Origin of the sequence: Psychrobacter sp. JCM 18903 (assembly GCF_000586475.1) — a bacterium.
GTDB lineage: Bacteria > Pseudomonadota > Gammaproteobacteria > Pseudomonadales > Moraxellaceae > Psychrobacter.
This window is the reverse complement of sequence record NZ_BAWJ01000036.1, coordinates 1-12,386: the sequence shown is the minus strand read 5'-3', so window position 1 is coordinate 12,386 and position 12,386 is coordinate 1. Positions and strand designations below refer to the sequence as shown.

Below are 12,386 nucleotides of genomic sequence, written 5' to 3'. Positions count from 1 at the left end.
CGTTCGTCATAAGCAACAGTTTCACCTATATCAATTGGAATATCAATTATTCCCGTAAGTTCAAGCATCGTAATGACATCAAACCAAATTTCTTCAAATTTAAACTCATGCTCTTCTTTTGGATAATACTTAATTTTCTTGAAATCTGGTTCAAAAATAACTGTATCTCCAATCATAACAAACCTCCTTAGTGATGATTTCTATGAGCATAAAATAAACTACATTATTATGCCGTCGATCTGACTGACTAGCCCTTTGATAACTTCTATATCAACTCCAGTTTCCTTAGCAATCAATTCAGCGTTGTATAATAGTGCTGTAGTCTCGTCAGGATGATTTGATGGGTTTATTAACCAAGTTAACTCAGTGGGAAAATTTAAGTTATCAATTTGTGTTACAACCTTTGAAGGGTTAATAATAGTAAAAAAAGGCCACTTAGCAAATTTTATACTTGATATGTCTGCGTTAAAAAAACGACAAAGATGCATATTAGCATTGCTAAAGTCGCAATTTTTAACCAGTCCATGGTGTTCGTTTTCGTCTTGATCAGAGCGCCCGCCCAAATCACATCCTAAAAAATTTCCTTTAAAAGTCACATTGTTGAAAGAGATACTGCGCTCTTGCCAGTTCTTTAGCTGCTTTTTTGTATAAAATGTGCCACCAGTCATTTCAGCATCTAAAAATAGTACATTTCTAGCAGTTTGCTTATTGATAACGACACAATCAACGAGTTTTAAATTTGGTCCTAGAAATATACAGTTGTTACTTTCAATAATAATTTCTTCGTCAATTATTGTCTTGTTACTGAACTTCTCCATACGATTTACCTTTTTAACTCTAGAAAGTTAACATTCGCCAAATGAAATCAGGCATACGCTCTACATGCGTACGCATATTAGAATCTGTGCCAGACATAACATCATATTTTATACCAGTGTAATCCCCCCAATAAATAAGAACACCTAAAAATAGAGATTAACTGCTAAAATATATGAGCAGGAGAATCCTATGAAAAAGACACGCTTTACTGATAATCAGATCGTCAACATCTTAAAACAGGCAGAACAAGGCGTCCCTATCGCTGACTTGTGCCGTGAGCACAACATCGGACAAAGCACCTTCTACAACTGGCGTTCTAAATATGGCGGTATGGATGCCACGCTTATCACTCGTCTTAAAGAGCTTGAGATTGAAAATGCTCGCTTAAAGAAGATGTACGCTGATGAATGTCTTAAATCCGACATCCTACAGGATGCCATGACAAAAAAGTGGTAGCGCCGCTTGGGCGCCGTGAGATGGCTTGTCACTACATTAGAGAGTATGGCATCAGTATCCGCCGTGCTTGCTTGATTTTTAACATCAGCGTGACCTGTTATTACCATCAGTCTGTTGCGACTGATAGAGCTGACCACCCAGAACAAGAACTGGGGCTTTGGATTGTGCTTTATGACTTTGCGTAATGTACTGGGGCTGCCCTACAACCATAAGCGTGTGTATCGTATTTACCGTGATCTTGAATTGAACCTTAGAATCAAGCATCGTCGCCGTATTAAGCGTACCAAACCCGTGCCACTTGCTATACCTGTAAAACCCAATCAAAGCTGGAGTATGGACTTTATGCATGATGCTCTAACTGACGGCCGTGGCTTTAGACTGTTCAATGTGATTGATGACTATAACCGTGAAGCACTCACGGTCGAGATTGATTTCTCACTACCCGCTCAAAGAGTCATACGCAGCTTGAACCAGCTGATTGAATGTCGAGGTAAGCCTAATCAAGTCAGATGTGATAATAGTCCTGAGTACATCAATCGTGCACTCAGAGACTGGGCAATAGAACAAGGCATCACTATCAGTTACATTGAGCCTGGCAATCCACAGCAAAACGCTTATGTTGAACGCTATAACAGAACCATGCGCTATGATTGGTTAAACCAAGAGTTGTTTACGGATTTAGATCAAGTCCGTCAGCAAGCAGAGGATGGGTTGTATTACTATAATTATGAGCGTCCTAATATGGGCAATGGCGCTTTACGCCAACACAGAAACTAAACCATGAAGCTTAATTCTATTGAATAAGTGTCTTAGGATTGAGAGGGTTACCCTCTTTGATGAAGTCAGACTCCATAAATTGTAACGGACGAAGGTCACAAAACTGTCCAAGTCTAGGATAGTTCTTAGCATAGTCTAGTGAAACGGGATATCCTTCAATATCATCTTCCCAAACTGTTTTTCAGCCAGCAGTAGATAAAGCCATTGTCCGATGCGATATCCTCGCCCATCGTTGTAATTTGCTTGAAGCGTTATAGCTTCATTGATCTGATCAACAAGCTTACTATCTAGCTCTGGCGTGTTAACTGGATCAATCCAACGACTTTTATAGTTCTCCATATTAGTTGGAAACCAACCCATATTATCACCAGAAGTCAAAATAGCATCATCAAACTGAGTTTGAACATTGAGGTTTTTATACACTTGATCTAGTGTAGTCTTAAGTTCAAGCGATTCTAGGTTATCCACAACCTGGCTTTGTATGTGTCGATTATAGTAGATAGGTAGCCAGCCATTCTCTATATCTGCCTCTACCCATTCCGAAAACTTGCTTTTTATTTGAGGGGAATCGATTAAGTCTCCTAGTAGTTCTGTAGAAGGCTGCCATAACCCTCTATCAATTAAAGTAAGTAACTGTACGACTGTGTCGAATGGGCTTGCACCTTGTCTTACCTTTAGAAGCTGTGCTTCTGGACGCCACCAAAGATCATATTCAATGGCATTCTCATTAATTCGTTTCACTTCCTCTTTACTAAAACCAGCTTTTGAATTTTTCATATAGATTAGTCACTCTCAATCACACCCATTACTTTATCTTGCATCCAGTCAATGTAACGGTTGACATAGCGATTAATATAATTAAACTTTTTTATTTGTAAAGCACGCCCTTCGGTATTACCCCCAACAAAATAATACCCGCGAAGAAAAAGACAAAGCTCTTGATAAACAACATTTTTAGGTTTAATGGGTCGATTTTGGTTGGTAGGAATAATCATTAATAAAGGGACAAAACTATGCCATAATAAACCACCAGAGGCGAATAAGCTAAGCGCCCATTGATATTGATCATTAATCGGTCTGGTAAATACTTTAAAAGCTTTATCACTTAACTGCTCTTGATATTCAAAACCTTCAAAATAGATCTGTCCTAATTTAATATAAGGTACAGATGAATAGAGCAAAAAGTTAATATCTGGGACAGATTCATAATCAAGTACAGGCTTATTATCTTCTTCGTAAATCGAAGCAGGAAAGTGATGAGGTGCAACCTCGAAACCTACAAGGTCTATTTCAATACCTCGCCATCGCTTTTCTTCTTGTTGCTCAAGTTTAACTTCGAACGCTTTAAGCTCATCCCAATATAGTAATCGTTTATCCCAAAAGTCTTCTGCTTCATCAGTGATTTTACTAAACAGTGTATCTAAACGCATATCGTAGAAATAGATATTGTGTTCTTCAACCATATCTCGCGAATCTGTTATATCTATAGGGTCATAAATATTTTGATAGTTTTCACGAGGTATGATTAATTCATTATCTAAGCCATCAAGTATTGATATAGTTGTCTTATCAAAATTGACCATATGATCATTAGAATAATATTGAAGACAGAGATCATTTATCCAAGGCTGCTCTACATGCTTCTGAAAATAAACATCTCGATAGTTATAGCTAGCAAAACCTGCCTGAATGTCATCTTGCAACCATGTCAGTTTTTGACGCATAAACTTATTATCAATTTCTTGAATCCACCTATGAAATTTTCCATGGTAACCCCATAACTGACCGTTATGTCTATGATCAAAATTAAGTCGCTTGATTCTTTCTTTTTCAGTCACATCATCTTCAAAACTATCCGAATGTAAAAACATTAGTTAAACCACCCTTTTACCCAGTCAGTCGTTTGATCCCATTTTTTGACGCATATGCTTTTATGCTTTCTTTAGAGATATCTATACCAAATGCTGTTTTCAAAGCTTCTAATAATCCTACATCTCTATGCTTGCCATTATCATCTTTTACACCATCTTTAGCTATCGCAGCTGAAGCAGTTAAAAGAGCGATAACGGCTGCAATGGCTTCAGCTAAAGTCATAGCTAAAGCGCATGCAAATACTACTGCAACTAACTTGGCTAAAAAGAATGCCAACACCAAAGCTAGAAAAATCAACAATCCCTTGACTAATATACCTTGCCAACCATCAGCACTCGCTGCCTCTTTAACTGCATCCACAGCCTTTTGAAGCTGGCTTTTCTGTGAGTCGCTTATTTCTGGCTTAGGCGCTGACTCTGGTAATTTTTCAGCGGTTCTCTGTGATTTGAGCGTAGCATCATAGAACACCAGTCCACTATCAGCTTTGCCTTTCACTTTAGTATCCGCATGTGAACCGCCCCGGGATTGTCGGAGACTCAACATTCTGAGAGAATACGACAATGAAAAGACAAACCTACACTCCTGTGAGCTATGCTGAAGCAACCGTAGAGATAAACTTGGTAAACTAAACGCAGCAACAAAGATTTATCTTATTGATCGATTAACCATAGTGATTGTTTGCACCAAATAACAATAATTAGTCATAAAATTTTAGCTTTTCGCTACTCTAACCGTACATACGTTAGACCATAGACCGCTCATAAAAGTCATAGATCAAGCTAGAAACGAACAAATCTTGCGAACAGCTTTATTAAGAAATCATAACGCTGAATTTTCCGCTATTATTGCTAGTCATGTATCAGACGTAAACAAGAAAGTGCGGTATGCTCCCTATTTTGTAAATCTAAGTTATTAATGTACAGAGTGCAAGATATGGTCACAACTCACTTTATCGAATATATTGGAAAGTGCACTATGTACAACAAAAAAGTAGATATTAATAATTATCTAAACCCAATTTTATCTATATTCTCAGCTGCTGTGCTTTCTACGCTGTCATCAATGGCAATCGCTAAAAGCACACCTAACCACTCTTTTAACGTATCAAGCGTTACTGACAGCTCATCAAGTTGTGACATCTACAAGCACATTGAAAAGTCTGACACGCCCATTGATCTGAATAATGTCACACAAACGCCAAATGGTATTGAAGTTCATTCTAATAACTTAGATCTTCAAGTGGAAGACTTTCAACCATGCAAAGCCAGTAAGCCATTCAGTAGTGACAAAGAGGCTATTGCGCTGTATCAGCAACTTGAACACGATTTAGACAAGATAGCGGAGATAATTATTCGTGATGTACCAGAAGGCTTCTCTAAATATAAAGGTTTAGATAATGAAGAACTTGACCAAATAATTAAAAAAGTAGAACCAGTAAAACAGAAAAAGCACGATCCAGACAAGTTCATAAACATATACATCTATATGGCGGTTCATAATTATCTAGGCGAATTCGCACCTAAAGATGATGCTAAAGCTGTGCAGTATATGAGCTATGTGGTTGACTACCATCAATCCTTTAGCCCTAACGATGTATCACCATTACTTAATTATATGGTTGCGGTAGCAATCACAGAAAAACAAAGACATATCAGTGATAACAACCCTATTAATTTACAGCATGAGACTGAGAGTAGTGTTGAAGCCGTGACTGCTTATTTGCTATCCAAAGCAGGGCATTTAGACACGAAGGCTATATTAGTAAATAGTTACATCAGTCGAATGAATAAAACGCTTAATGATTCCACGGTAGACGTGATTCACCAACTATTAGACCCAAAACTTAAGGAGCTTGAAGATCTTTCCAAGCAAGGAAGTTATGTTGCTACAAATGAATTAACAGAATTATACGAGCGGTTAAAAACCATTGATCTAGATTATGCCGAACAAGCAAGACGCTGGGAGGATCGAGTTGACACTTTGCCCTAGCCAGATACTAGCTGGAATTAGGTGATTTCACTGGTTCGATTCCCTAGTGAGGACTTGATAGCTGCTCTGTAGGCCAGTAATATCAACATTTTAACTCACTATGATAGTCGCGGTGTGCTTCGTTGTGTACTTGCCATATATATTCTACTCGTGATTGATGCGTTATACAGGCATCGAACCATAGCCTTTGTAATAAGTGTTGATGCGGTTACGAATGCATAAGGATTTAAACAAAAAACTCAGCTGCTATTAGGGCGTGTCCCTAATCTGTAAAAGTAAGTATAAAGGCTTTAAAATAAAGAGACTATTTCAAACAGGGCTCTCTAAATTATGGCAAGAACAGTGCTCACCGATAATACATGGGAACAACTCCAAAGTACCATGAAGGCTCATGGCTGTCATACTTGGAAAAACGACAAACAAGTCATGGAAGCCATATTGTGGAAACTTCGTACAGGCGCGCCATGGCGTGATATACCGAGTGAGCTATGTCCATGGAAAACGGCCTACAACCGTTTTAATAGGTTGAACCGCCCCGACTATATCGGAGACTGTTTATTCAAGTTAAGCAGCAATGCCTAACAGATTAAGATTATCATAATACCGCTTCTCAAACTCAAAAGGTGACACATAGCCAATCGCACTATGCAGCCTTTTTTTATTAAACCAGTCCACCCATTCAAGTTGCTAATTCAACATCATTCACACCTTGCCATTGCTGTTTTAAATAATCAATCACCTCCGTTTTATACAGCCCGTTAACCGTTTCAGCCAACGCATTATCGTATGAATCACCCGTTGTACCAACAGAGGCGATCACACCAGAATCTGTCATTTTGTCTGTATAGCGGATAGACAAGTACTGAACCCCGCGATCACTATGATGAATCACATCTTTAGGATGGTTTCTGTCTGCAATGGCTTGGTTAAGTGCTGCCATCACCATATCGGTATTCATACGATTAGATACCTTCCAGCCCACGATAGCGCGAGCAAACAAATCAATGATAAAAGCAGTATAAACCCAGCCGCTTGTCGTCTTGATATAGGTAAAATCAGCCACCCATAGCTGATTAGGGTGGCGTGCGCTAAAGTTGCGATTGACCAAATCATCAGCGCGCTTCTGGTCATCACGGCTGTTGGTGATTATCTTACCTTTACCGCGCCAAACCCCCTGCATGCTATGATGCTTCATTAACCGCTCTACCGTACAACGAGCCACATGAATGCCGTCAGCATTCATTTGCTGCCAGACTCTACGCGTACCGTAGCGGCACTTGCTGTCCTGCCAGATGCGCCTGATTTCACTGATGTAGAAGTCGTCATGTTGACTGCGTAATGAGCGCTTGTCAGGGCAGCTCTCCAAGTCTTTAGCACGGTAATAGGTTGATGGAGCAATAGGCAAGACTCTACAAATGGCTTGGGTCCCATATTCTGACTTATTCTCATCAATAAATTTGATCATCACTTCGGTGGGCGGTCTATTTCCGCCTGGGCGAAAAAAGCAGCTGCTTTCCTTATAATCTCATTAGCTTGCTTTAATTCTCTGTTCTCACGTTCAAGCGCTTTGATGCGCTCGGCTTGGCTTTGAGCTTGAACATTAGCAGGTATGGTTTGATCGATGTGCTTCTTATACCATGACCGCAGGGTTTCAGGCGTGCAATCTATCTTTGGCGCTATGGCTTTGATGGCTGACCATGTGGAAGGATATTCGTCTTTGGCTTCAATGAGCATGCGAACCGCACGCTCTTTCATTTCAGGGGTATAGTTTCGTGTTTTCATTGTCGTATTCTCTCAGAAATTTGAGTCTCCGACAATCCCGGGGCGGTTCAGTTCTGCTTTTACTTTTATATGCAAATTATCTTGTATGGTTATCGGCTCATCGTTCGCGGGTTGTAGGATATCATCACGCAGCCAAGCAAGACGGGCGACTGGTTTAAAGCTATCTTGATCATAGACAGTAGTGTAAACATGGGTATCATTATATTCTTGAATTGGTAGATCACTATCCCATAGCATATGAGCATGCTGATGCTGGGTTTTACTGATTTGTCTGAGCTGCTCTTTGCTTTGAGTAAATTTTCTAGTTTCACTGTGCTTATGTATACGTTGTCCAAAGGCATCGTAGTGATAGACAGTTTGGGTTTTGATAATTTGATCGCCTTGGTACTGAGTACGCAGACTTTTCTCTAACTCATTGTTGGCGTTGTACTGTAGTTGCAGCGCAGTGCGTGGTTCGGTATCAGGATTATCAATCGCCTCGAGAGTTTTATACAATACTCGCCCATGACTATCATAGGTGTATCTAATGCGCTGGTTGTTTTGAATCAGCTCACGCGGTCTGCCATGATCAATCTGTGTGTTGTCTGTTGTGTTATCAGCGACTTTTACAGGCACACGATTACTAGCAGGGTCAAAGGCGAATACTTCAGTGATACCCGTGTGGTTTGATAGTCGGTCAGCTTATGCTCAATTAATCGACCTTGTGTATCGTACTGGTACTGATGATTGCGAGTAAACTGACTTTGTTGATTCTGAATTGCCGTGTTCTGCTCAGTTCTTTTATTAGAACCAAGCACACTATGACCGCTTAAATGAGTTAGTTGTCCTAGTGCGTCATAGTTGTAATCGCGCTGTATAGTAATATGATTATCACTGCTGCTGTATTGCTTGATTAAGCGTCCCACAGGATCATAGTTATAGCTGCTCTCAAGCATGCCTTGTTGACGGCTGATCTCTTGATGGAGCTTGTTGCGCTCGCTATGACGTATCTCAATATGCTCATCGCTGCTAGGATCATAAAGCTTTGGTTATATAGATGCCCTGAGCCGTAATACAGCTGATTGATGACTTTACCATCGGGTAAGGTGGTGTTGAGGCGGTTGCCAAGCTCGTCATAGTCATGAGTGAGGGTGTGCTCGCGTGCTTGATACTGTCCATCTTGGGTTAAGTGACTGATGAGAGTCTCTGTTATCAGTCTACCGCCCGCATCATATGCTAAGTTAGTACGGCTGTTAGGATTGTTAGCACTAATGAGCTGCCCTATTTCGTTATAGTCATAACGCATGCGATGGTATTGCGGACGAGCAGGTTTGTTTGAGGTGGTTGATTTTTTCCGTCAAGATAGCCCAAGCTAAGGCATCTAAAAAAGGTAGGGAGTAGTATGAGCCAAGTTTAGGCTAAAAACTTGGCTTTAAAAGGTAAATACAGAAAAAATTTATTTTAAAATTGACTGTAGTCTACTTTAACGAGTTAGATTGCTGAACCTTTTTTAGTTTGAATGTCTTGGTCTTTTCATCCCAAATGTTGACATAATAGGTGATAAGTTGTTTACCGGTGGTTTCGTTGACTTGCTCGCCTTCACAATTGCGGCTGATAAATAAGCGGCTATTGGGATAGAAAGCCAAACGCTCGTTGTCATCGAGTTCCGCGCTGTCTGCGAAGCATTCTGCGCCACTTTCATAGGGGGTGACACTATCCTCAGTTTCACCTAGCGGGATATCGTATACTTTGCCAGTACGTTTATCAATCATAGCCCCTGACACACAGCTTGTACCACAGCCCCAGGTTGTTACGATATAGTTACCCGCGAAGTTAATTTCACCATCTTTATGAGCTTCTTTCAGACGAGTACGAAAAGAGCTCCAGTCACCTAATTTTAAGGGTGCTTGTTTACCGTTATAGATTTTGGCAGGGTATTTTTCAAAGCTGTAACCAGCGATGGTTTCAGCATGAGAGGTAGAGATACAAGCCAAGGCAAAACAAAGACAAGCCGCCAGCTTTTTCATAAGAATTCCTTTTTTAATAGGGGTCAGTACAGAAAACGGAAATTATAGTATTGTAAGTACATTTGTTTAATCCTACCTCAATTACATTAAATATTTTTTTCTAAAATCACTTATTAAAATAATAACCTGATAAGTTTTGGTCAGGTCTTACAAGCTCTATATTGAGCTTGAATACAATCAAACTAGAATTCAAAAGGGTTTGGGATGAAATCACCTAGACAGGTTTATCATGAGTTTTATTGCAACGCCGTTTGATTAAAACCTCCCAAGTTTGGTTCTACTGATTTAACAGCATACCCCAGTCCTTGTTAGGTGGGGATACTTAGAGATTTGGGGTTGATATAAATATTTGATAATAATTTCTGAGATTGTGATTAATAGTCTTTCCAGCTGTAAAAGTTATAAACTCCTGAAGTCATATAACTATCAACTTTAGATTTAGCAGTATGCAAAGGCTGACTTGACGTACAGCCTTTGATCTAGAAGATATATATAAAAATGAACCTAATACTCTCTTACCAAGCCTTGTTCAGACTTATCGTATTTAAAGCAAAAAGGCTCCTTCATATAACCTGAAGACATTCTATAGGCATCAATATCACCAGAGAAACAAAAACGGTTGGGTTTAAGATTGAAGCCGTAGTGTATAGGATCGCCTTTATTGTTCACGGCTACCGCCTTTCCTTCACCGTCAGTTGCAGCTGATAATGCATAGCCAAAAGGCACGACTGTTTTCTTAGCAGGTCGATAACAACCAATCGATATGGTTTCTTGTTATATAACCTGTGGCATTAGTCTCAAAGACATAAATAACCTTATTACCATCAAAGTTAGGCTTGCGCTCTTTTATAACCTTTGCGTAGCTTTTTAAGCGGCTATCGGTACAAAACTCTTCATCCTCATAGTCAAATTCACATTCAACCACTGTCACACCGTATTTCGTTTTAGGTGCTGCATTGGAGGTAGAAGATAGCCCCAAAATAACCAAAGATGCCGCGAACATCAGACTCGTTTTTTTAACACAATAAGTTTTCTCTTAATTTAGATTAGATGGTTCTACAAATCTTTATAGAATCACTGATAGTTTTGCGGATAACGCTCTTCGTCCATCTCACTCCAGTCTGCATAAGTCTTTTTAGAGAGTACCTTACCTTGGCGATCTAAGGTATATCGCGTGATACTGTCATAGCCCTCATCATAAGCATTAGCACCTTTGGTATTTAGGTTATAGACATCGAGCTTTCCATTTTCATAGCGGCCGCCATCAACATCTACCGCATCCCCCATTGGCTCCATATAAGCCATGTCATATTTTGATGAAACAATGACCTTGCCTGTTTTATCGATGATGCCCCACTTACCACTTCTATAATCTCCAATCTTGACAGCAGACCGTCCTTCTGAGAACTCCATTGCCTCATCCCATTTGGCCGCTATCACGGTTTTGCCAGACGTATCTATAAAGCCTGTTTTGCTATCTTCATCACCCAATGTCGATGTGTTATATCTGGCCAACCCTTCTGAATAGTCATCTAGCCAATTAAATTTAAATGGTACGACTGTATTACCTGTTTTATCAATTGCTCCAAATTTATCGTCCTTACTGACCACTGCCAGCCCATCATTGAAATCACCAGCACTCTGATATAAGTAAGGTATGGTCATTTTCCCTGCCTTATTCATATAGCCGTATTTACCGTCTTTATATGCCGCTACCATACCTTCTTGAAAATCTCGAAAATCAATATAATAGCCGCCAGTCATTGGTGCTTGATGCTCAACAGGTATGACTAATTTACCCGCTTCGTTAATATAGCCTTGCCAGTATAGATAGTCTTCATAATCCTCACCGCCATCATAGCCTTTAACCATCCCTATTTTCATGATCGCGACACGAGCCATACCTTCAGAGAAGCCACCACAGCTATCATATTTTGCAGGTACGATGACTTTTCCTCTGTCATCTTTGTAGCCACACTGAGATTGCTCCGTATTCTCTAATTCAAAAGCTTGTAAGCCAGCAGTTGCACTACCTGCGCCAAACATTACGCATAGACCCAATACTATGGCCGCTTTACTATTATATTTTTTCATTTAAGTCTCGTTTGTAAGGTATAAACGCTATCTGTGATCCAAAAATATATCTATGAAATACAGCCTATAGATATCACTAAATTAAATAAACAATAGTAGTCAACTTTATTTTAATAATCAATATATATGTTATGTAGTATAAGAGGTTTAACTAACATTGAAGAATCTAAAGGCACAAAAAAGGACACAACGATGACGTTGTGTCCTTTTTTATATTTTGTGCAGGTTCACTACGGCTTTGCCCTGACGCAAGAGAAAACCTAAGATTTTCTGTTCAGACCGTTGTAGCTAGCTTGACAGAATTTACGAAAATGTAAATTCTCTTGCGAGACTAAAATTGACATGCAATTTTTTAACGTCTCTCACCTTAGAAATCAGGGAGCGGTTCAGACCTATCTCCAGGTTCAGACCCAAACAAGATTCGGTCTTAATCCTTAGAAATCAGGGAGCGGTTCAGACGTATACCGTAGTATAACTGATCGGATAACTAGGTCTTAATCCCTTAGAAATCAGGGAGCGGTTCAGACTCTAATGGGCGACACAATGGCACAGTTAGGTAAGTCTTAATCCCTTAGAAATCAGGGAGCGGTT

12 protein-coding genes, 3 pseudogenes and 1 other annotated feature are annotated in these 12,386 nt (G+C 39.7%); of the genes and pseudogenes, 3 read left to right on the top strand and 12 right to left on the bottom strand.

Annotated features, from left to right (window positions below; all coding sequences use genetic code 11):
- Positions 1-218 precede the first annotated feature (218 nt).
- Positions 219-818: a hypothetical protein gene (locus tag TT12_RS14535; protein WP_045456246.1), complete on the bottom strand. Its 600-nt coding sequence runs from the start codon at positions 816-818 to the stop codon at positions 219-221.
- A 190-nt stretch (positions 819-1,008) separates the two neighbouring features.
- Between TT12_RS14535 and TT12_RS14525 the strand changes: the two are divergent.
- Positions 1,009-2,066, top strand: a pseudogene (locus TT12_RS14525) (IS3 family transposase).
- A gap of 121 nt (positions 2,067-2,187) precedes the next feature.
- On the opposite strand, the gene TT12_RS14520 reads toward TT12_RS14525, so the two are convergent.
- From TT12_RS14520 to TT12_RS14510, 3 genes are read right to left on the bottom strand one after another with little or no spacing between them, the layout of a single operon-like run.
- Positions 2,188-2,829: a hypothetical protein gene (locus TT12_RS14520; RefSeq protein ID WP_045456240.1), complete on the bottom strand. Its 642-nt coding sequence runs from the start codon at positions 2,827-2,829 to the stop codon at positions 2,188-2,190.
- Positions 2,830-2,834: 5 nt separating this feature from the next.
- Entirely contained in the window at positions 2,835-3,923 is a 1,089-nt protein-coding gene (locus TT12_RS14515; RefSeq protein WP_045456237.1) for a hypothetical protein, read from the bottom strand.
- 16 nt (positions 3,924-3,939) lie between these two features.
- Positions 3,940-4,419 (bottom strand): hypothetical protein, encoded by a 480-nt coding sequence (locus TT12_RS14510; RefSeq protein ID WP_045456235.1) that lies wholly within the window; start codon positions 4,417-4,419, stop codon positions 3,940-3,942.
- 480 nt (positions 4,420-4,899) lie between these two features.
- Between TT12_RS14510 and TT12_RS14505 the strand changes: the two genes are divergently transcribed.
- Both TT12_RS14505 and TT12_RS15835 read left to right on the top strand, forming a co-directional pair.
- On the top strand, positions 4,900-5,913 hold the full coding sequence (locus TT12_RS14505; RefSeq protein ID WP_045456231.1) for a hypothetical protein: 1,014 nt from the start codon (positions 4,900-4,902) through the stop codon (positions 5,911-5,913).
- Positions 5,914-6,243: 330 nt separating this feature from the next.
- Positions 6,244-6,480, top strand: a pseudogene (locus TT12_RS15835) (transposase); the annotation flags it as partial.
- Here the strand turns inward: TT12_RS15835 and TT12_RS14500 are convergent.
- The 8 genes and pseudogenes from TT12_RS14500 to TT12_RS14460 form a co-directional block, all read right to left on the bottom strand.
- Positions 6,478-7,695 (bottom strand): annotated as a pseudogene (locus tag TT12_RS14500) (IS3 family transposase). The pseudogenes TT12_RS15835 and TT12_RS14500 overlap by 3 nt on opposite strands.
- Positions 7,304-7,420: a sequence feature (AL1L pseudoknot), on the bottom strand. (Overlaps the previous pseudogene by 117 nt.)
- A 12-nt stretch (positions 7,696-7,707) precedes the next feature.
- The gene (locus TT12_RS14490; protein WP_045456225.1) at positions 7,708-8,310 is read right to left on the bottom strand and encodes a hypothetical protein; all 603 of its coding nucleotides are present in this window, start codon (positions 8,308-8,310) and stop codon (positions 7,708-7,710) included.
- Entirely contained in the window at positions 8,301-8,600 is a 300-nt protein-coding gene (locus TT12_RS14485; RefSeq protein ID WP_045456221.1) for a hypothetical protein, read from the bottom strand. The genes TT12_RS14490 and TT12_RS14485 overlap by 10 nt, the downstream gene beginning before the upstream one ends.
- Positions 8,588-8,980: a hypothetical protein gene (locus TT12_RS14480; protein WP_045456218.1), complete on the bottom strand. Its 393-nt coding sequence runs from the start codon at positions 8,978-8,980 to the stop codon at positions 8,588-8,590. The genes TT12_RS14485 and TT12_RS14480 overlap by 13 nt, the downstream gene beginning before the upstream one ends.
- Positions 8,981-9,152: 172 nt before the next feature.
- The gene (locus tag TT12_RS15830) at positions 9,153-9,701 is read right to left on the bottom strand and encodes a hypothetical protein (protein ID WP_207804106.1); all 549 of its coding nucleotides are present in this window, start codon (positions 9,699-9,701) and stop codon (positions 9,153-9,155) included.
- Between the two features lie 504 nt (positions 9,702-10,205).
- The gene (locus TT12_RS14470) at positions 10,206-10,427 is read right to left on the bottom strand and encodes a hypothetical protein (RefSeq protein ID WP_045456215.1); all 222 of its coding nucleotides are present in this window, start codon (positions 10,425-10,427) and stop codon (positions 10,206-10,208) included.
- 10 nt (positions 10,428-10,437) lie between these two features.
- Complete coding sequence (locus tag TT12_RS14465) at positions 10,438-10,704, bottom strand: hypothetical protein (protein WP_045456212.1); 267 nt, start codon at positions 10,702-10,704, stop codon at positions 10,438-10,440.
- Positions 10,705-10,775: 71 nt separating this feature from the next.
- Positions 10,776-11,795 carry a WG repeat-containing protein gene (locus TT12_RS14460; protein ID WP_045456209.1) on the bottom strand — a complete coding sequence of 340 codons (1,020 nt, stop codon included), beginning with the start codon at positions 11,793-11,795 and terminating at the stop codon, positions 10,776-10,778.
- Between the last annotated feature and the right edge of the window lie 591 nt (positions 11,796-12,386).